This is a genomic window from Paenibacillus sp. TAB_01 (assembly GCF_043945595.1).
In the GTDB taxonomy this organism is placed as follows: Bacteria; Bacillota; Bacilli; order Paenibacillales; family NBRC-103111; genus Paenibacillus_S.
This window is the reverse complement of sequence record NZ_JBIFNP010000001.1, coordinates 2,944,768-2,964,852: the sequence shown is the minus strand read 5'-3', so window position 1 is coordinate 2,964,852 and position 20,085 is coordinate 2,944,768. Positions and strand designations below refer to the sequence as shown.

The 20,085-nt window shown below is 50.3% G+C and carries 16 protein-coding genes and 2 pseudogenes; 3 read left to right on the top strand and 15 right to left on the bottom strand.

Annotation, left to right across the window (positions count from 1 at the left end; genetic code table 11):
• Positions 1 to 14: 14 nt before the first annotated feature.
• The 5 genes from ACHHV8_RS14255 to ACHHV8_RS14235 all read right to left on the bottom strand — a co-directional run bounded on the left by ACHHV8_RS14255 (position 15) and on the right by ACHHV8_RS14235 (position 4,018).
• A complete protein-coding gene (locus tag ACHHV8_RS14255) occupies positions 15 to 773 on the bottom strand; it encodes a class I SAM-dependent methyltransferase (RefSeq protein WP_395158943.1) in 759 nt (252 codons plus the stop codon).
• A gap of 116 nt (positions 774 to 889) precedes the next feature.
• Complete coding sequence (locus tag ACHHV8_RS14250) at positions 890 to 1,495, bottom strand: extracellular solute-binding protein (RefSeq protein ID WP_395158941.1); 606 nt, start codon at positions 1,493 to 1,495, stop codon at positions 890 to 892.
• Positions 1,417 to 2,157 carry an ABC transporter substrate-binding protein gene (locus ACHHV8_RS14245; RefSeq protein ID WP_395158939.1) on the bottom strand — a complete coding sequence of 247 codons (741 nt, stop codon included), beginning with the start codon at positions 2,155 to 2,157 and terminating at the stop codon, positions 1,417 to 1,419. Before ACHHV8_RS14245 ends, ACHHV8_RS14250 begins: the two co-directional genes overlap by 79 nt.
• Before the next feature lie 36 nt (positions 2,158 to 2,193).
• A complete protein-coding gene (locus tag ACHHV8_RS14240; protein WP_395158937.1) occupies positions 2,194 to 3,096 on the bottom strand; it encodes a carbohydrate ABC transporter permease in 903 nt (300 codons plus the stop codon).
• 16 nt (positions 3,097 to 3,112) lie between these two features.
• Positions 3,113 to 4,018: a carbohydrate ABC transporter permease gene (locus ACHHV8_RS14235; protein WP_395158935.1), complete on the bottom strand. Its 906-nt coding sequence runs from the start codon at positions 4,016 to 4,018 to the stop codon at positions 3,113 to 3,115.
• Between the two features lie 249 nt (positions 4,019 to 4,267).
• Between ACHHV8_RS14235 and mraY the strand changes: the two genes are divergently transcribed.
• Entirely contained in the window at positions 4,268 to 5,221 is a 954-nt protein-coding gene (gene mraY / locus ACHHV8_RS14230) for a phospho-N-acetylmuramoyl-pentapeptide-transferase (RefSeq protein WP_395158933.1), read from the top strand.
• Between the two features lie 83 nt (positions 5,222 to 5,304).
• Here the strand turns inward: mraY and ACHHV8_RS14225 are convergent, their stop codons facing one another.
• Positions 5,305 to 6,150 carry an SDR family oxidoreductase gene (locus ACHHV8_RS14225; protein WP_395158931.1) on the bottom strand — a complete coding sequence of 282 codons (846 nt, stop codon included), beginning with the start codon at positions 6,148 to 6,150 and terminating at the stop codon, positions 5,305 to 5,307.
• A 95-nt stretch (positions 6,151 to 6,245) separates the two neighbouring features.
• On the opposite strand from ACHHV8_RS14225, the gene ACHHV8_RS14220 reads away from it, so the two are divergent.
• Complete coding sequence (locus ACHHV8_RS14220) at positions 6,246 to 6,659, top strand: MerR family transcriptional regulator (RefSeq protein WP_395158929.1); 414 nt, start codon at positions 6,246 to 6,248, stop codon at positions 6,657 to 6,659.
• A 186-nt stretch (positions 6,660 to 6,845) separates the two neighbouring features.
• Here the strand turns inward: ACHHV8_RS14220 and ACHHV8_RS14215 are convergent, their stop codons facing one another.
• The 8 genes and pseudogenes from ACHHV8_RS14215 to ACHHV8_RS14180 all read right to left on the bottom strand — a co-directional run bounded on the left by ACHHV8_RS14215 (position 6,846) and on the right by ACHHV8_RS14180 (position 16,013).
• Positions 6,846 to 7,676: an ROK family protein gene (locus ACHHV8_RS14215; RefSeq protein ID WP_395158927.1), complete on the bottom strand. Its 831-nt coding sequence runs from the start codon at positions 7,674 to 7,676 to the stop codon at positions 6,846 to 6,848.
• 357 nt (positions 7,677 to 8,033) lie between these two features.
• Complete coding sequence (locus tag ACHHV8_RS14210) at positions 8,034 to 8,198, bottom strand: hypothetical protein (RefSeq protein ID WP_395158925.1); 165 nt, start codon at positions 8,196 to 8,198, stop codon at positions 8,034 to 8,036.
• Between the two features lie 148 nt (positions 8,199 to 8,346).
• Positions 8,347 to 9,063 carry an MBL fold metallo-hydrolase gene (locus tag ACHHV8_RS14205; RefSeq protein ID WP_395158923.1) on the bottom strand — a complete coding sequence of 239 codons (717 nt, stop codon included), beginning with the start codon at positions 9,061 to 9,063 and terminating at the stop codon, positions 8,347 to 8,349.
• An 82-nt stretch (positions 9,064 to 9,145) separates the two neighbouring features.
• Entirely contained in the window at positions 9,146 to 11,335 is a 2,190-nt protein-coding gene (locus ACHHV8_RS14200) for a glycosyl hydrolase (RefSeq protein WP_395158921.1), read from the bottom strand.
• 28 nt (positions 11,336 to 11,363) lie between these two features.
• Positions 11,364 to 12,599: a hypothetical protein gene (locus tag ACHHV8_RS14195; RefSeq protein ID WP_395158919.1), complete on the bottom strand. Its 1,236-nt coding sequence runs from the start codon at positions 12,597 to 12,599 to the stop codon at positions 11,364 to 11,366.
• 454 nt (positions 12,600 to 13,053) lie between these two features.
• Entirely contained in the window at positions 13,054 to 14,184 is a 1,131-nt protein-coding gene (locus ACHHV8_RS14190; protein WP_395158917.1) for an MFS transporter, read from the bottom strand.
• Positions 14,185 to 14,250: 66 nt separating this feature from the next.
• Positions 14,251 to 14,721, bottom strand: a pseudogene (locus ACHHV8_RS14185) (cysteine hydrolase family protein); the annotation flags it as partial.
• Positions 14,722 to 14,784: 63 nt separating this feature from the next.
• Positions 14,785 to 16,013, bottom strand: a protein-coding gene (locus tag ACHHV8_RS14180) for an IS3 family transposase (RefSeq protein WP_395156174.1) whose coding sequence is annotated in 2 segments (ribosomal slippage) — positions 14,785 to 15,725 and positions 15,725 to 16,013 — 1,230 coding nt in all. Because the reading frame shifts where the segments join, the coding sequence is not laid out codon by codon here.
• A gap of 310 nt (positions 16,014 to 16,323) precedes the next feature.
• Between ACHHV8_RS14180 and ACHHV8_RS14175 the strand changes: the two genes are divergently transcribed.
• The gene (locus ACHHV8_RS14175; protein ID WP_395158915.1) at positions 16,324 to 16,935 is read left to right on the top strand and encodes a TetR/AcrR family transcriptional regulator; all 612 of its coding nucleotides are present in this window, start codon (positions 16,324 to 16,326) and stop codon (positions 16,933 to 16,935) included.
• Between the two features lie 445 nt (positions 16,936 to 17,380).
• Here ACHHV8_RS14175 and ACHHV8_RS14170 read toward each other — a convergent pair.
• Positions 17,381 to 20,078: pseudogene (locus ACHHV8_RS14170) on the bottom strand (family 78 glycoside hydrolase catalytic domain).
• Positions 20,079 to 20,085 lie beyond the last annotated feature (7 nt).

The following is a 20,085-nucleotide window of genomic DNA, read 5'->3' as shown; positions in this document are numbered from 1 at the left end:
TTCCGCAGCTCCTTTTATGATTTAATGCCGATAAGAATCGGTTGAAAGTACACATCATCCAGCCGTTGTACTTGGCAGAAACCAGCTTCCCTCATCAGCTCCGCAAGCCGGTCCGTGGTAATCACGTAATACGTGGTGCTGGCTAGCCGGGTGACGGGACGACCGGAACGGTCATCCTCAATCAGATAAAAATCCGTATTGTACATTTTCCCGGCCAAATCCCATACTTGCAGCAGCACATATCTTTTGCCGCCGTATTCTCGGACACCGTAAGGATGAACCTGCGTTCCGGAGATAGAGAAATTTGCATAATCTCTGACAGATATAAGGCAAAGGCCCCCATCCTTCGTACAGCGATATAGTTCGGAAAAGACCTCAGCAATGGTTCCGTCATCCGGCAAATGCGGCAGCGCGTTATCGCATGCAATCACGACATCAAATTGGCGCTGTCCGTGATGAGCGAACGCATGGCGCATATCCGCTGTGCTGAAGCCGATCTTCACTCCCCTTGCGGCTGCTTCTCGTCGCGCGCGTTCCACGGAGGCCGGCGATAAGTCCGAGCCTGTCACCTGGTATTTTCCGCATAAAGCGAGCCCTATGCTTTGCGTGCCGATACCGCAGGCAACATCCAGGAGATCGAGGGCGCCATCCGATTGAAAGCGGCGAACAATCTCGTTCAGTTGTTTTCCTTGCCGCCGAAGCGAAGCCTCCCAGTCGGTATAAATGAGATGATAATACTCCGTTAGATCATCATAGAAGCGGCGCACGGACATGAAGGTTCCCCTCGCTTTCTTTACTTTTTGTCTTTATTGTCGAAAGTGCGCTTCAATACGGCGTCCACCTTCGGCTTGACCGTCTTGATCGTATCGGCGGCCGTCTGCGTACCGGTTCACAGAGGATCGAGTCCCTGCGTCAGTGTCGTATTCATCTCCCGGTAGTTAGCGAACAGATGGTTCGCATTTTCGACCGAATTTTTGGGGTATCCGGTTATTACCTCCCGCAGCTGATCCTTCGTCATCCCTGTCGGACCCGGGAAGAGATCAAGCCAAGATTCCGTCGCGCTCTTCAGCGGCACCAGGAAACCCGTGACATCGCTCATTTCCTTGGCGCTCTCGGGTGTCAGCAAAAACTTAATCAGCTCCCATGCCTCTTTAGGGTGCTTACTTTTCTGAGCAATGAACCATGCGCCGTTGAATAACGCAGTTTTGTTGTCCTTTACTCGCGGCAGCGGAGCCAGCCCCCACTTAAACGGGGCATTCTTCAAATTGCCGTAAGCCTGGGTAGGCAGCTTAAAGGCCATACCGATCTTGCCGGTAGCAAAAATATCGCCCATTTGCTGCAGTGTCTTGGTTTCGGCCGGCGTCGGCGCCACCTTTTCCTTATAGGTAAGGTCGGCCGTCGCCTGCAGCGCTGCGATTACGCCGGGATCGTCCAGCTTAGAGGAGGCCGCGAAGCCGGTTTTATAATGCTCCGGTAGAAAAGGGTCGGCTCCCACAGGTAGGCAAGCTGGTGCGCTTCCGTTGGGGGCACCACACCGTATTGGGCATTTGCTCCCTGACCGTAATTTTTGGTCAGTTTCTTGGCGTATTCCAACATTTTGTCCCATGTCCAGGAAGGATCGGACCAAGACGTAGGCAGGTCGGGTAATCCGGCCTCCTTAAACAAATCTTTGTTGTACACCATCATCATCCCGAAGTTGGACACCTGCGGTACGGAATAATATTTGCCATTAACCGCATAGATGTCGAACATGCCATCGACAAAGTCTTCTTTTTTTAGATCCTGCTTGATGAATTCGGTTAATTCGAGCAGCAGTCCTTTCATGTAATATTCGTTAAAGCCCGACTCTCCCCACATCGAGAAAACATCCGGAGGATCACCCGCCGCTACCATAGTCGATAATTTGGGATCGACCTCATTCGAAGGCACAACGATCAGATTCACCTTAATGTTTGGATGCAGCTTCTCGAATTTCGGAATGACAACCTCTTTCTCCCACTTGTTCTCGAACGGGTTGCTCCGCATCAGCCATTTGATTTCAACCTGCTCCCCCGATGACTGGCCTTCGGAGCCGCCGGCCGGTGCAGAGACAGAGCAGGCGGCGACTGCCAGCATCGCCCCCGACAATGTGATGGCGAGACATGCCTTTTTTCGCATGGGAATGCACTCCTTTTATTTGAATGAATTTGCACGCTAACCTTTGACGCCTGAAATGACAATCCCTTGAATGAAATACCTCTGCGCTACGAAAAACAAAACGATACACGGCAGAAGCGCGGTCAATGTCGCCGCCATCAATAAATGCCAAGGGGTCATGCCGTAGTCTGCCGTGAAATTTTGCAGGGCTAATGCTATCGTATACTTAGTTGAGGTATGTAAGAAAATCAGCGGCCGAAGAAAGTCGTTCCAAGCGTGCATAAACGTCTGGATTGAGATGATGCCAAGCAGCGGCTTGGACAAGGGAAGAACGATCCTCATGTAGATGCCGAAATAACCACAGCCGTCAACCCGTGCCGCTTCGTCCATCTCCAGCGGAATGCTTAAGAAGAACTGACGGGTCAGGAATATGAAAAATGGGGCACCCATAAATTCCGGTATGATCAGCGGATAATACGTATCGATCCATCCGAATTTGCTAAAAAGGATGAATTGCGGTATCAACGTTACTTGTACCGGCAGCATAAATCCGGTGAGCACGAGCAGAAAAAGCAGATCCCTCCCCGGCACCTGAATGCGTGCAAAGCCGAATCCGGCAAGCGTACTCGCAAATAATTGTCCGACGATGGACAGCGCCACAATGAACAGCGTATTGCCGAACACCACACCCTTATCCAGAAAATCTATGGCATCGATGTAGTTGCGCCAATGCACCGGATTCGGAATCCACTGCGGCGGCATGATCATAACCGCACCATCGTTTTTCAGAGATGTCGAAAGCATCCAGACGATCGGGGCCAAGACGAATAAGGAGCCGATGACCATTATGCATGTATAAAGCGTTTTTAAGATGTTATCCTGCAACTTTTTGCTGCTCAATCGTTTCGCCCTGGTGGAAGAATAAGAACTTTCGGTCGATTCGGTAGATACTACACCCATATGCGTAATCCCCTCCTCACTTTACCGACTCGTAATGGACCCATCTGCGCTGCAATCGGAACATGACGATCGTCACAATTAGAATAATGACGAACAATATCCAGGCCAGTGCGGAAGCGTAGCCCATTCGGAAATTCTCGAACGCATTCTGGTACAAATAGAGGACATAAAAGTACGAAGCATAATTCGGCCCCCCTTTGGTGATGACAAAGGACGGTGTAAACACCTGGAACGAAGCGATGAGGGACATCACGGTATTGAAAAATAATACGGGAGTAATCATTGGCAGCGTGATATGCCAGAAACGCCGGAATGCACTGGCGCCGTCAATTTCCGCCGACTCGTACAAGGCGGTGGGAATGCCCTGAAGGCCGGCCAGATAAATCAGCATGGGCCCGCCGACCCCCCACAAGCTCATTATGATGAATGCCGGGACCGTCCAATTCTCGGCATAGAACCAACCCGGCCCCTGAATGCCGAATACCTCATTGAGAAAAATGTTAACAAGTCCGTAGCTCGGCTGAAAAATCCAAGACCACAGCAGCGCCACCGCGACGCCAGAAGTAACGACCGGCAAATAAAAAATCGTCCGCCATAGAGAAAGCCAAGGAATTTTCTGATTCAAAAGAACGGCGAGACATAATGCGCCAACCACACTTAGCGGCACATGTCCAAGGGTGTAGTAAATCGTCACCCACAACGATTTCCAGAACAAATCTGAATGCGCAATCTCCTTGTAATTGTCCACACCGATGAAATGAGGGCTGTTGATCCCATCGTAGTCCGTTAAGCTTAACCACCCGGAGGCTAAAATCGAACCGAGAGTGAAGACTAAATACCCGATGAGCCACGGACTAATAAACAGATAGAATGCCGTGAGATTACGCCTTCGGGGTGTCAAAGTACCTATTCCCTTCTTCAAAAATCCCCCTCCTAACCCATGAAATTAAGCGCTTTCATTTGTTATTGTAGCATACACGTTAAAGTTAAGTATTTACCCCGAATTGCAGTAAAATGTTTCAAAAAAACAGATATCCAAATTTAAAGCTAAATTTAAATAGCAGCTTATGTCAAAAAGAATACAGAAAAACAACTGGATATTTTTTCTTATTTTCCATGTTTAGATATGGATATAATTACACTTATTGGACAACGAAGGAGAAGGAAGCCAATGGAGACTTCATTATTTAGCGCTTTAGGTATTTCGTTTCTGCTTGTTGCAATGTTAACACCTATATTAATTTGGGGATTACGCAGTTTGAAGCTGACGCAACCGATTAGGGCTGAGCTGCCTCAAGAACATCAGGCCAAACGCGGGACTCCACTTATGGCAGGAATCATCCTGCTTACAGGAGTTGCTACATCCACTTATTTTCACCCAAAACCATTAGTGCTTTTCATCGGAACAACATTTGTTTTGTTTAGTTTATTAGGCTTTATGGATGATTTTAAGAAGGCAGCTTTTCAAGATCCCTCGGGTATATCCGGAAAGGCAAAGCTCCTCTTTCAATTTGCGTTTACCACTATTTTGCTTGTTATATTGTTATTTCAGTTCAATTTAAGCTCAGAAATCATCCTATTTGAAGATTATTCAATTAACCTCCCCATTTCCGTTTATCTGATTCTCATGCTCTTATTTATTGTAGGTTCTGCCAATGCAATAAACTTTACCGACGGCCTCGACGGCCTTCTCATAAATGTGGCGATACCGACATTCTTTTTCTTCTTTGTGATCTCGGAGAAGGTGGAAGTCCAGACTTTTTCTTTAGTGATGATCGGCTGTTTGCTAGGCTTATTTATATACAATATTTATCCTGCCAAAGCCTTTATGGGAGATACGGGATCCCTTGCTATCGGGGGTTCACTCGCCTTTCTGGCGGTTATAGAAAAGGTCGAAATCTTGATCCCCATCTTATTTTCTGTGTATTTAGCGGAACAATTATCCGTTATCTTGCAGGTATGGTATTACAAGAAAACCAAACTAAGGATATTTCGAATGGCACCTATTCATTATCACTTTAGCTTGAAATACGGTTGGAGTGAAAATAAAATCGTGATGGTTTTCGGATTCATATCTTGGCTGTCCGCATTCGTATCCTGGCTTTTATGGAAATACATAATGTAATGTAAAAAATGACCAGACAGAATATAAATTCTCTGGTCATTTTTCATGCCGCTATTTAAGAGCTTTTAATACTCTCTCCCATTTTATGCAAAATAATGCCCTTCTTCGAGATCGGCGATCAGTCCGGGCTGCATAGGTTGCCAGCCTAGAAGCTCACGCGTTGCCAGACTCGCTTGCTCAGCGTTGTACAGGCTTGTGATGTCGAATGCCGCAATGGGGCCGAGAAAGCCGAAATGCGCGGCAGCTTCTTCCGGTGTTATGCTGGCCGCCGGCACGTTCAATTGCCGCCCGATGACCGCGGCGATCTCGCGCAGCGGTATGCCTTCATCACCGGCGCCAAGCAGCCGTGAACCCGCCGGGGCGGATTCCAGCGCCAGACGGTACAGAACCGCCGCATCCAGGCGGTGAACCGCCGGCCAGCGGTTCATTCCGTCGCCGATGTAGGCGGCGAAGCCCTTCGCCCGGGCGATGTCGATCATCATTGGCACAAAGCCCTTATCGCCTTCGCCGTGAACGGACGGTGCAAGCGAGACGATAGATGCCCGAATCCCCCGCTCTGCCATGGCGAGCACTGCTTGATCCACGGTATGTCCATTGGCATGAGCCGTGGTAATGAACGGCTTCCCGGAGCCTTCGAGCGCCGCTCCAATGGCTTCAACGGCCCGCAAATCTAGAGCCAGCGCACCATCAAAGTCGGAAAAATCATTGGTGAACGCCAAATGAATCACGCCGTCCGCAGCCGCCGCGGCGCTGCGCAAAGTGTCCAGATCGTCCAGCGTGCCGTATACCGCTTCGGCCCTCGCCGCCTTTAATCCTGCGGCTTTGTCTTCAGAACGGCAAAGACCCGTCACTGTATGTCCCGCGCCGATCAGTTCCCGGACAACCGCGGAACCGACGTACCCTGTTGCTCCTGTAACAAAAATATGCATAATGATATCCTCCCTCATAAATTGACTGCTTGAATGTGTTAAGTATAAACTATGAAGTGAACTCTAGGGCAAGCAGCCCAAAAGGAGAAATAATGATGAAAATTCAAGAACTGGCGGACAGGATGGGATTAACGATCCATACGATCCGCTTTTATGAAAAGGAAGGCTTGCTGGACGATCGGCATGTCCGGCGAGAAAGCAACAATTACCGCAACTATTCGGAGGAAGCTATCGAGCGATTGAAGCTCATCAAGAAGTTTCAGTCCATCGGGTGTTCGCTGGCTGAATTGAAGGAAGTTCTGCAGGATCACGACACCAATGCGCGCACGAACCTGCAGATTATAGATTGGATTCGGGGCAAGAAAAAGGAGATCGAAAGCAAGAAGGAAGAATACGACCAAATGCTGCACACTCTTAACAAGATGCTGGAGTATCGGATTCTACTCATAGACAATCCGCAAAAAGCTCAAGAGATGCTAAAGTCCTGGCATGCCGACTCTTCCGATTGAGCTGGATTGGAGCTTCCCCGAAGGACAGCCTGCCTAATTGACCGGCTGCCCTTCTCTTAAGTATATGGCTTTGTTTTTTAAGGAGGCTTTTACGATTTCTGGCTATCAGCTTCCTCTTTTCCGGCAGGTAAATGTGCCCTTACCAAGATGCCTTCTGACGTAACTACTTAAAATCAGGTTAGCTCTTTAAGAAGTTATCTTTCTGATTGCATATGCTGCCGCACCGATCACACCGGCTTGCCCGCCTAATTTCGCTTGTTCTATTCTACAGGCACTGGAAGAAAGCTTTAAAGCATGATTTCCCACAGTTTCACGTACCGAGTTCAGCAGACGATCACCCGCTGCCGACATCCCGCCGCCAACGATAACTACTTCTGGATTCAATAGGTTGATTACATTCGAAAGACCAAATCCGAGAAGTTTCCCGGTTTCATGCATAACCTCAATTGCAAGCGAATCTCCCAGATCGTATGCCTCTGAGATCATACGGGCAGTAATTGCCGTCCGATCATGTCCCACCCATTGCAATAGGATGCTTGACCGACCTTCCTCTAGCTTGTCTGTTAAGGTTTTGACCATGCCTACACCAGACACGTACCTCCCCAGACAGCCTGAACTTCCGCAACGACATGGACGGCCTTCTCGATACATATTCATATGCCCGATTTCGCCCGCGCTGGCTGTTGTACCGTAGAGCACTTTTCCATCATGTATAATACCCGATCCTAACCCGGTTCCTAACGTGATTAATACCAAGTTTTTGCAACCGGCCCCTGCACCAAACAGCCATTCACCATACATATTTACCCGAACATCGTTATCTATAAATACAGGAAAGCCAAAAGTACCTTTCATTTGATTTACAACATGAATGTTTTCCCAGTCTGGAAAGTTGGGGGAAAATATGGATAGACCTTCATCCGGATTCAGCAAACCGGGAATTCCCATCCCCATGCACTTAATAGAAGTTGGATGGATGCCTTCGAACGACATCATCTCTTGAACAATTTCTGTCATTTTATTTAACACATACGCAGGTCCGTTCTGCCGCTTCCGTGGGGTCGCTTCTTTCGTGAATTTTTACTAATTCTAAGCTGAAAATGGCAGACTTAATATGGGTTCCACCCAGGTCAATTCCAATAACATATTTACTCATAGCTCTCTCCGTCCTCGTGCCTTTTCATATATTGTAAATTACTTGATTATGGAAAATGAATGGACTTATGAGAGCATTGTCATGGACATTTATCACATCGAATTTTATTACAGCCCCATGGCCAGGAAACCTGGTAGAGCGTTCGAACTATATGCGTCCGGAAAAGCCGGCCGCTCAAGGTGAAGCTGGCACCGGAGCTCATATTTTGTTCTCATCAATTAAGCTGCCTGATAGCTTAAAGTCGCTGCCGATCCAATGCTGAAAATAAAAATTGTCATTGTGATATTATCAAAGCGATGGTAACAATCTTGGTGCGCAGCTTCACTTCCCTGCAGCTCTTTACCAGCGGACATACCTTCTTGTGATTTAAAATATGGCACCAAAAAAAATTCCGCCCCCTATATGAAGAGGGCGGAACGTATTGCTTGAGGATGCCGTCCATTTCGTCCGCTTTTCGGTGCCGCATCCGCATATTTTGCCTAAACTACGACTGATGATCCTCCAGCCCCTTCTATGCTTGCACGCTCCCCTCTACTGCAATGTAGGGATCGAAGGCGCCCGAAGCTGAATCAGTCCGGTCCGATACCCGCGTCTGAGCAGAAACGTCGCATTCCGCAAGCATGGCTGAAAGTGTCCGCCGAGGACGGCATCGGCTTCCATTTTGGATAAACGATTGAGGGACTTCAAATAATGCTCCGCATTAAAATCTTCGGCAACGGTGACCCCCAGCTTGGGCTGACCGTTCGGGCCCGGCATGACCGTATCGCCTGTAAATAAAATCACTTGGTTTCGGTGGATCAGCTTGTATACAACCGAACCGCGGGAATGCCCGGGAACATGGATGACTTCAAATTGCAGCCCCGAGAGCGTGAATATATCGCCATCCTTCACTTTGCGGTCAACCTGGCAGGGAACATAATTTTGCCGGTACGAATAGAACAACGTCCGCTCGTCCCCCGTCTCGATGCCTTCGGCGTCTCCAGAGCCCGCTATCAATTGAACGCCTCTCTTGCTGAAGATGTGGGCATTGCCGCTGTGGTCAAAATGAGAATGCGTCAGCAGCAGATGGCTTATCGGATATTGCTCCAGCCCCCATTGCGCCAGATTCTGTTCGATCAGCTTCAAGTCTTCGCTGCCGGTTCCGCAGTCGATTAGGATGATAGCCCCCTCTCCAAGAACCGCATAAGCATTAGAAGAAGTACCGTACGATTGGCCGGTTAATAAGAAAATATCCTTCAATACATGCATAGATCGTCAGCTCCCTATCACTCTAGGTATGCAGTTCCCGTCCTCATGAAAAACCATCGTAGCATCCCAGACCGGGCGGGGATCATTTCAGCTCCGAGTCGGAGTAAGGGATCAGCGAAACGGCAGTCAAGCCGTAAGGACGCACCGTGCTTTTTTCGAAAAGGAGCCCGCCATATCTCGGATGATCGGTTTCGTAATGAATACCTTTTTTCATCTGCTCCTTCCAGTAATCAGGCGTTACATATTCGATTTTCAGCCGGTTGTTGAGTGTTGTGGAAAGTGTAATCTCAATGGTGTTGCTTCCTTCCGTTAACAGTCGGCCTATATCAAAAATACTCTTGCTTTGGTCGAGGGCGCCGATGCTGCGGCCAATCACGATAATCCGGGTGACTTGGTCATGGCCATGGCTGAATTTCAAATAGTAGCCCTCGCAGGTGCCGAGCTTAGGCAGGACAAAGGTTTTCTTGTAACGGCCGACCCCAGCGACCGATCCCATCGGATTGCCGCCGAGTGCCGCGAGCTTCTCCGGAGCTATGTTATTCAATTGCAATGTACGGATTTGCTCGTCGTCGGCATGAATTTCTTTCCAGCTAGTAAGGGTGAAATTCTCAAACACAATAGCTGTTTTTTGTGACAAGGTTGTCGGTTTATCGGAATAGTCGTCAAAGGGCCCCCAGCTCTCCAGTTCGAAGGTCCAGCCTTCATTCATGCTGATCGCTTCAGGGACGGTGGTCTCCATGCTGAGATGCGTGCCGTCTGAGAGGGTCAGGTCATACTGCCCGCTCTGAGGAGCACGATAATGTAGCTTGCCGTCCTTGAACACCACTTCACCGTTTCCGAGTTCGGTAACACTTAGGGCGGGCGCCGCTCCAAAACGGCCGGTATCATGCGTTAAGGCAATAATGACGGATTCCGTGCTTTCCAGTTGAACTCGTAGGACAAGGCCGCACGCGGTCTTGTCATATTCCGTAATAGGCGTCATATCGCCATTCCAGCAATTCAGTTTATAAGGAAGTCCGTCTCCCTCCAATGCAACCTGAACATCCGCGTCTTCCTCGGCGTTGTTGTACAGGTAATAATAGCTCGTCCCTTCGTTATCTACACGGCGAAGATTACGCATATACCGAAAATCATAAGAAGCAGCAGGCTTCAGATTTATTTGGGCTAGCTTACCCGCGAGATCGGCTATGCTGTCAATCACATACACGTGGTCGTTATCGGCCAGCTCGTCCATCACAGCTGCGAGCTCCGCCTCGGTTTGCCTCGCGCTAATCCCGAAAACGTCACCCGAGATGCCAAGTACGCGGTGCGGCATCCCGCCGATGAATAGGATGGGCAGGCCCGCTTCGGCATACTCCTTCATCTTGCTCGCTGCCGCGATGGAAACTCCGGGAGCATCGTACACGACCAGCGCCTTATAGCCGGGTCCGTTCGGAATCAGCACGCCATTGTGCACGATGGAATGGCTGTGAAGCAGCGCGTCTTCCGACACCAGATCGTACGTAAAGCCTTTATCCAGCGCTTCGCGCAGCAAGGGCCGGTCCCTGTTGTCGCTTGTATCTCCGTCGCCGACGAAAGCGTTGGGCGCGAAGAGCAGAAGATCGATCTTGGGCTGGCCGTTCTGCATAACGGCCTGCAGACGGGCCATGTAATCGTTCATCGTTTGCAGATCCTCGTAATAGGGCTGGCGAGCCGACCAGCTGTCGGCCACATAGGCCCCGAACGCGTGCCAGCCGGGCCACTGGCTCCATAAACCGCCGTCGTATTCGTCACTTGCCCTGGCAGTTGAAATGCCATGGACTACCATGTGGTTGACCCCCACTGAGAAATCGCGATTGATGGTTGCAATGGATTCGGAAAAAGGCATATCATAGGCGCGAGGCATGAGAGCCAGCACTTCGTCCGAAATCAGCTGCTTTCCGGAAATGTTAACTCCGCCGGAGATGCCGCGGAAGCGGTCGTAATTGGTTGCAAAATTGAGGGATTCGCCTTCGGATATCCCTACCACCAGCGCCGTTCGGGGCGTATCCAGGTTCATACGGGATTTCATGCCCGTCGTATTATAGGCTTGCGCCCGGTACGTGCCTTTAAATTTCTCGTTCGCCCATCGCTGCATGTCCGATATGTAGTCTTGTATATACATGTCCGTCAAGGTCGCGTAGTAGTCTTCGATAAATCGGATATGGCTGCCGTCGGCAGCGGTATAATGACCGGAATCGTAGGGGGTGATCTTGTCGCTTTTGCCGTGACCTGCCGTAAGGATCAGCGGCAAATAGGGCGTGATATCGTAACCGCGGAGCTCAACAAATCGCCGCTGCAGGTTTTTCGGACCAGAACGGGCTGGCGCTCAGCGTTTCAATGGAGTCCTCGAACAGACCGCCGCGGTTTTGCTCCAGCAATTCGAGCAATTCGGCATCAAAGATTTTGTGATCCCAGAAGCTTTGGGTGGAATGGCTGCCATAGGTGCTGAAGTGATCGATCACATAGGGGATGCCGGGTTCGCCGTTGTTGACCGGATAAAACATTTTGACATCCGAGCCCAGCGAATGGCCGGTGCCGCGTTGGTAAAAACCAAATAAGACCCAGTCCCCCGGCTTGATGCTGTTCTCGCTGTCCACCGTATTCGGGATGCCCAACAAGGAGAGGTCGCTGATCCTGTAATAAGACTGGATGTCCGCCAAACGCTTCCTGCGTCCCTGCGCGTCGACTTTTTCCGCGGTCCCTTCTGGAGGCGCTTCACCAAAAACACGCATAACGTTAACGTCCGTTACGGGAAGATCTTGAAAGTTCTCCTGCATGGAGTAGTCCGGACGATCGCCGTCGAGCTTCATGCGGAGATTTGCGTACTCCTGTCGGCAATACGGATCATTCATGTCGGGAATACCGGCGGGAGTCGTAAGATCATCTCTTTCGGATACCGAACCGGTGATATCCTTCATCGAAGCAGGATCGAGCACAAGAACGCCGTTCTCCCCTACTGCAGTTACCTTGGCAGCCGTTGCAGCCGTAAACCGGTCCTGAAAAATAAACGGGGCTCCGGCAAAATCCAGCCGACGCTTTGCCGGCAGCTCCAGATTCATCGCACCGGTCAAGGACGTGATTTTCTGCATCTTATACGCGATTTCCATCGACGCCGCATCATCATTAGGATCGATGGTGTCTACCGACACCGGCCACTGCGGGGTACTTGTGAAGTCTACCTTGAAGGGCGGATCGCTAAATGTGTTGCATTCTTTCAGGATTTCCTTAATCAGCTTCTGAAACAGAGGGGAACCCCAGCCGTATTTCTTGGAATCGAAGATGGCAAACCGAGGCACCATGGCGATTTCCACGCCGCTGTAGCCGGCTTTGTACATGTCCCGCAGCTCCTGCCGAACCACTTCCAAGCCCTGCTCCGTCGCGGCGGCGGAGGCATCCGGGAACCAATAGCGAACCATCGGGCGGGACAGCTTGGGATCTTTAAATTCTTCGATAATCGTGCCGGGAATGACATTGTGCAGTTCCCGCTCAAACGTCGGCAGATGCTCCCTAATCATTTCTTACCACTCCTCGTTTTCTTTTTTCTTATGGCTAAGCCTTCTGGATATTTGTTTATGAGTGTATATCAACAGCTCCATATGTAAGCGCATGCAAATTTCTGAGATCAAGCGAGGCACCCGACATAAACCTCCTCTGCCATTGTACCTCCATAAAGACTGGTTTTCCAGCATTAAACACCCGCATAACGCCTGAGGCCACTGAAAAAGTCATCGCTACGAGTACGGAACATTCTTCCGATCGCTGTTGTCCCTGGATTTCTTTGAAGATCTTCCGCTTGTAGCGGTTGAAATCCAAGGACAAAGGCGAACACTTTCGCTTCTACAGAACGATTCCGTACTCTCCGCTAGTTTTTCAGTGGCCTCATTACGCCTTCGTATGTTTGTTTAATGCTGGGAACATGCTGACTCCAGAAATTAGATGCCCTGCCTACTCAGACCAATGAAATCACAGTCAGGATCGGGCTTTATTGGCGATCGTTTGTTCCAGCTTGCGATTAAACAGCAGCATCAACGCATTCGCAAAAAGAATGCTCATCGTGATATAGAAAACATAATGGATGTCATACACCGCAGACACCGTACTTCCCAATAGAGGGCCGATCAGGTTGCCGAGAAATTGGGCCGACGAATTGAAGCCGAAGGCCCGGGCCTGAATCTCCCGCGGAGCCAGCTTCTTAACAAGAACATTAAGAGACGGCAGCATACCGCCTACAAACAGTCCGAGCAGGAATCGCCCGATCAGGAGGACGGTTATATTATGGGTTAAAGCCTGCGGGATGAACGTCAAGCCCGACATCACCAGCGAAAAAATGAGGATTTGCCGCTGACCGATGCGATCCCCGTAACGCCCGAGCAAGGGAGACCCAATCAAATTGGCGACACCGGTGATGGAGACCACCAGCCCCGCAATAAATTCAAGATGAACGCCATGATAGAGCGATTTCGTATAGATGGATAGAATCGGCTGAATGGACATCATCCCGATTTGGGTGACCGAGGTCGCGATAAATATCGGAATCAACGGTGTCAGCGTTCGCCAGTCTCCCGCTCCGCGGGAACGTTCTTTCTCTTTGGATTGCACAGGCGCTCCTCTGTCCACGAAGATCATTACGACGACACTCGCCATAAGGAGAATCATCCCGGTCAGGACGAATACAGTGCGAAACCCGAAGGCTTCCGCGAGAATGCCTCCGATCAGAGGGCCGATCAAGCTCCCTGCCATTTGGCCTGTCTGTAATGTACCTAAGGCCTTCCCTGCATGTTCATCCGGGGTGATCGACGCCTGCAGCGAGATGGACATGGAGATAAAGCCGGAAAAAATGCCGTTGACCAGCCGCAATGCAAGCAGTTGCCAGGGCGCGCTGACAAATCCCATGAGGAGGGTCATAACCGCCATCCCGATTCCAGCCCTCAGAAGCATCACTTTGCGTCCGTATTTGTCGGCCATCGCGCCCCATAAAGGCTGGAAAATTACAGCCGTCACCGATTGCGCAGCAAAGATCCACCCCGACCATAGATTAATATCTTTCAGCTGATGAACCCCAAGCTCTTCGATATACAAGGGCAGGAACGGGATGATCAAACTGACCCCCGCCACCGCGATAAAATTAGATGTCCATAAAATCCATAAGGTCCGGTTTCCATTTCATCATGGCCGTGGTTCGTTCATGCTTGCAATCCAAGCAGCCGCCGTCATTACATCGGCCTGACGGGGAAACACTTTCTCCATGAGCACGCGATGCACCTCTGGATCCCCATCAAGACATGCATCCGAAAGCACCTTGAGCATGAAATCTTTATCCGCCGCTTCCCGCAGTGTCGACAATACGACGCCGCTCGTGGAGATGCCGGCGAGCACCAGCGTATTGATCCCGCGAGCGCGGAGAATGACTTCCAAATCACTGCCGGCAAAGGCGCTCACGCGGCGCTTCGTCACGAGCAGCTCACCCGGCTGCGGCTGCACCGAGCTGTGAATTTGCGTCACCTCGTCCGATTCCGTCATGCTTCCAAGCTTGGCAGCCGCCGAAAAAGCCTTATTGTTCGGGCTGACTTCCTGATAGCCTTCACGAAAGGCAACGCGTACATAAATAACCGGAATGCCGCAGCTGCGCGCAGCTTCCGGATTAACCCCTTGAGTTTGGACACAAGCTCACCCTTACTCATCCAGGCTTAGTTTCTTAAGTTATACACGAACTTCTTTAATTGGGATCGGTTTAATCAGGTTCTGCTCATAGAATTGGTCTGGCGACATATCCCGGATGCTGGAATGGATTCGCCGCTCATTGTAGAATCGAATGAACTCGGTGACTGCTTCATAGGCTTCGCTGTAGGACTCAAAATCATATCGAGCTAAACAGTCGTCCTGCAGCAACCGGTGGAAAGACTCAATGTGTGCATTCATGTTCGGCGTTCTCGGTGGAATCCGTTCATGTTCTATTTCAAAGCCTTTACAAGCTGCTTCAAAAACATGTGAGACAAATTGAGGTCCATTGTCGGAACGAATGACAGGCTTTAATTCTGCCTCAAACAACTGACGTTTAAATAGGGCCGTTTGCAGGGTCCGTACCACATCGGTAGCTTCACAACGTAAGCCAATGTGGAAAGCGACCACTGAGCGGTCGTAGACGTCTAAGCAGGATTGAATAAAAAAGAAGCGATCCTCACCTACAATGTAGCCATATTTAATATCGGTCTCAAAAAGTTGATTAGAGGCCGTAATGATCCGGTTTCGAGCAAGTTTCCTCGGGTATTTAGAGTGAATTTTTCGCTGTGGGCGCAGAATGTCCAGCACTTTGCATAATCGGTAGACTTTCTTTTTGTTAATCACAAGGCCGTATTCCCGGCGTAGCGCCACGGTTAGTTTCCGATAGCCATACGTATAGCCGTCCCCAGCTACCAGTTCCATTAACCATTCCTGAATCTGAGCATCCGCCACTTTGGTGCCGTCTTGCTGAATGGAATATCCGGGTGCTTGGCGCCCCTCACTTACTGTTTTCTCCACTACTTTACTGAACTTATGGTAGTAGTAGCTGGATCTCGGAATTTGGACCAAACGCAGCACAAGCGTTACGGCATATCCCTGGTTAATGTAGCTGTCCGCTACTTCAACTTTGTCAGCAAATGAGGGTTTTTCTTTTTTATTAAGCCACGAAGGATCGCAATCTCTAGGGCTTGTTCACCAAGCAACTTCTTTAATTGATCGTTTTCCTGAGCCAGCACTTTCGATTCCAATCCTGTAACGGCATCATGTGATGTCTCACCGTACTTGCCTTCTTCGAATTCTTTCACCCAACGGTGAAGCATATTGACCGCAATCTCATAGCGGCGCGCCACCGCGGATTTATTCCCGGTTTCTATTGCTTCTTTGACAACCTGCTTCTTAAATTCTTTTGAATGTTTATTTCTTGTCATTTCATCAGCCCCTATCACTAATAGTGTAAACCATACACACTCTTAGTGTCCAAGTTCTCTAGGGGGCTAAACAGCTTCGATCGCCTGCTTCACCGGGAGCAGCAGCTCCTGCTTGTCAGCGAACCGCGATACAATGCCGTTCTGCAGGTTCCATTACCAAGAGAGCCGTGTTTCGAGAATCACTTGCCATGTGTTGAACACTCCTCTATATGTATGTTAGGATGAAGCGGAGAACTCTCCTTTTTATTTAAACGGAGAACTCTCCGCATGTCAAGACGAACACAAATGGATAGAAAGGAAGTTGGAAACCGTGAGCGAGATCGAGTCCCCTCCCTTTCGAGCGGAACGCCGAGATGCGGCAAAAAATCGACAACGTATCCTGAACGCGGCCATCCGGTTGTTCGAGCAGTATGGCGTTGAGCAGGTCAGCATGAATCAGATTGCCGCAGAAGCGCAGCTCGGTCCGGGTACGCTCTACCGCCGCTATCGCAATAAGAGCGAGCTGTGTCTGGACCTGATCAAGGATCATGTTGATCTACTGTTCGAGGACATGGAGGCTTATTTGGAGCAGAACTTGGCGGCCCCCCCGAATCTGCGGCTGCGAGGCGTGCTGCGTCTATTCTTAGCTTTTCGTGAGAAAAAGCTGCAGCTGCTGACCGGAGTCGAAGAATCCGCATCGGCCAATCGGCCAAAGCCCCGTACGCACGGCCCGATTTATCACGAATTGCACAAGCTGCTCGTCGGACTGTACGAGGAGATGGCCGCAAGTGGAGTCGAGCGGACTCCCCCGGACAGCGTCTTCCGCGCGGATATGCTGCTAACCGCCATGAGCAGCGACTCCTATATTTTCCAACGGGACGTCCGCGGTTATTCGGTCGAGGCGATGCTGGAGCAGCTTTATAGAACTTTCGTGAGCCGTTAAGGCTGTCTGCCTGAGTCCAGATGGAAAAGGAGGCTTACAAAGTCTCTAAAAGACTTTGCAACCCTCCGATACTTTCGGTTCCAGTTAATGTAGTTTTTATATGAATGTTAACTTGAACTGCTTACATTTTTAATGTTAAAGTCATTTATTATTAATAGGATTAATTAATTCAATGCCTACTAACTTCCCGGCGGCATGCATTTCAACCAAATCTCCCGTGCGACTATGCTGTTAGAGCTGCCCAATTTAGAACAATGGCCGTTTCCGCCAGACAACATTCGGTTTCCTAGATTCATGCGAGACTGAAGAAGATTTTGCGTTCTTTCTGGGTGGAGTACATTGCGGTTTACAATGAGGAATGGTTTCAAAATGACTTGACGACCGCTCCCCGCTATATTGCCGGGAAGCGATCGTCGTCTCATCACTTGTTTTCTCTATTGAAAACTCAATTTTGATAGGTAAAGCAATAGGTACCTGAGCCTGCTTGTAAGCAAACTCCATCCTCCGTTTGTGTATAGGACACGATCCCAGCCACGGCTTCCAAGTGTACCCCGCTTTCTTCGACCAAGTTTATCTTTGCCCCGGGCAAAGTAATCTGAGCCGTTGTATTCGCCGGAACGGACACCTGAACCTCGACTTCCCCGCCCGTGATTTTCCACGCGGATTTTATCATGCCATACGATGACGCAAACGATGCACTCGCGGAAGTCAGCTCCCCTTCAATGTGAGGCTGAATACGGATCCGTTTATACGCCGCTCTTGTCTCATCCATATCCAAACCGGCGATATAACGGTACATCCATTCACCGATCGCCCCATAAGCATAGTGATTATACGAATTCATATTATCGCTCCAGAAGGAGCCGTCCGGCTTAATTCCATCCCAATGCTCCCAAATCGTTGTGGCGCATTTCGTTATGGAATACAACCAGGAAGGATACGTTTCCTGCAGCAGAAGCTTCACTGCCGTTTCATGGTACCCGTTTTCCGACAGCGCCAAGCATAAATAAGGCGTGCCGACGAAGCCGGTGTCCAGATGATAGCCGTTGCCTACAACCAACTCATTTAGATCTTTTGCAATCAGCTTACGTTCCGCGTCTCCGACCAAACCGAACACAAGGGGCAATATTTGCGCCGTCTGGGTCTGTGCTTTCATCCGTCCTTCCAAGGTAAGGAACGTCTCGCGGAATTTAGCGATAATACCGCCCAATAGTTCACCGTATTCGTTCGCTTCCTCTTGCTTGCCCAGTACCCGCGCAGAATCGCGAAGCAATCGTGTCGAGAGGGCGTAATAGGCGGTAGCCACCAAATCAACCGGAGTAGCCCCGAAGTAGCTGCCTTCATGAGCGTCCAATGCCAGCCAATCCCCGAAGTGAAATCCGGTATTCCACAAGTGCTCATTAGCGCCTTGGGCCCGGATAAATTCAACCCATGCCTTCATACTGCCATACTGCTCGGCGAGAAGACGCTCGTCACCGTAAATCAGATAGACGGTCCAAGGACACACGGCTGCCGCATCGCCCCACGCCGAAGAGGTGTAAGTCTCATCCCCCCACATGGTAGAGATGTAATCCTCCAGGGCATTCGGAATGACAAAAGGAACGCTGCCGTTTGGCCGTTGATCCGCCTTCAAATCGCGAAGCCACTTGGTAAAGAACGGTCCCACGTGGTAATTGAAGGCCGCGGTCCGGATGAATACTTGGGCATCACCGGTCCAGCCCAGCCTTTCGTCACGCTGCGGGCAGTCGGTCGGAACATCCAGGAAGTTGCCGCGCTGCCCCCAAACAATATTACGCTGAAGCTGATTGACCATCGGATCAGAGCATTCAAAATGACCTGTCGGCTCCATATCCGAATGTATCACTTCCGCCGTAAAGCTGCGAAGCAGAAGCTCATCCTCTGCAGCCGGGAAGCCTTCTATCTTTAAATAGCGGAATCCTTGGAACGTAAAATAAGGAGTATACGTCTCAGTTCCTTCGCCTTTGGCTATATATTCAATTTGTGCTTTGGCTTTCCGGAGATTGGCGGTATAAAAGCTGCCTTCCTTATCCAGCACCTCCGCATGCTGAAGGACAATCCGGGTTCCAGCAGGAGCCTCCAGCGTCATACGAATCCGACCGACCAGATTTTGCCCCATGTCCAGCACCAGCTCACCCGCAGGAGTGCGGATAACCTCCCTGGGATGAATCGTTTCCGTGACGCGGCAAGGCCAATTTTCCTGCGCAACCAGCTGGGTCACAGGAAGCTCAACAACCGTTGCTTCCTTCCATTCCGCATCCGAGTAATCCGCCAGGCTCCAGCCCTTTTTCTCCAAACGGGCGTCATAGATTTCACCGGCATAAAATTCGGATAAGAGAATAGGTCCGGTCGAACACTTCCAATTCGAATCGGAGATCACCCACTGCTCCGAGCCGTCTTCATACTGAATGCACAGCTGCAGCAGTACAGCCCTGCGATCCCCGTATATGTTCCGTTTGCTGAGCCAAGTCAACTCTCCCTTATACCAGCCGTCTCCGAGCAGAACGCCGATTCCGTTCGCTCCGCTTTGCAGTTGTGAGGTTACGTCATACGTTTGATACTGCTGGCGGGTGGAGTAGCTTGTCCATCCGGGAGCAAACAGCTCATCGCCGACACGGCTTCCGTTCAAATAAAGCTCATAGACTCCAGCAGCCGTCGCGTAAATCCGGGCCGAGCGAATTCCCGCGCCCGTTTCGAATCGGCTTCGCAGCATGAAGACTTCTTTGGCATGGGGATCGATAGCTCCCGGATCCGGTGTTACCCACTTCGCTTTCCATTCGTCCGCCTGCAGCAGCCCGGTTTCCCACCAAGCCGCTTCGCTCCAATCGGATTCCCGTCCCGCCCTGTCCCACACCTTTACCCGGTAATGATAACGGGTACGGGAATTCGTTTCCGGTCCGGCATAAGCTACTTGGATGGATTGCTCCGATTCAATACGACCGGAATCCCAAACCGCCGATGCGAAATCAGCCTCCTGGACCGGCAACCTGAAGCCGGTAAGCCTGCTGAACCGTCCCCCGGGTATCGGAGACCAGCTTCCATCCGAATCGAGGCGCCTTGATATCCGTCCCAAGCAGATTCGTCCTGTATTCACATGTCAATGCTTCTACTTTTAATTGTGTCATATGCCTC

Coding starts and splice junctions, on each gene's coding strand:
- ACHHV8_RS14205 (WP_395158923.1), bottom strand. CDS start 9,063: ATGCATGTATTGAAGGATATTTTCTTATTAACCGGCCAATCGTACGGT.
- ACHHV8_RS14255 (WP_395158943.1), bottom strand. CDS start 773: ATGTCCGTGCGCCGCTTCTATGATGATCTAACGGAGTATTATCATCTC.
- ACHHV8_RS14225 (WP_395158931.1), bottom strand. CDS start 6,150: ATGCATATTTTTGTTACAGGAGCAACAGGGTACGTCGGTTCCGCGGTT.
- mraY (WP_395158933.1), top strand. CDS start 4,268: ATGGAGACTTCATTATTTAGCGCTTTAGGTATTTCGTTTCTGCTTGTT.
- ACHHV8_RS14215 (WP_395158927.1), bottom strand. CDS start 7,676: ATGACAGAAATTGTTCAAGAGATGATGTCGTTCGAAGGCATCCATCCA.
- ACHHV8_RS14240 (WP_395158937.1), bottom strand. CDS start 3,096: ATGGGTGTAGTATCTACCGAATCGACCGAAAGTTCTTATTCTTCCACC.
- ACHHV8_RS14245 (WP_395158939.1), bottom strand. CDS start 2,157: ATGCGAAAAAAGGCATGTCTCGCCATCACATTGTCGGGGGCGATGCTG.
- ACHHV8_RS14220 (WP_395158929.1), top strand. CDS start 6,246: ATGAAAATTCAAGAACTGGCGGACAGGATGGGATTAACGATCCATACG.
- ACHHV8_RS14195 (WP_395158919.1), bottom strand. CDS start 12,599: ATGATTAGGGAGCATCTGCCGACGTTTGAGCGGGAACTGCACAATGTC.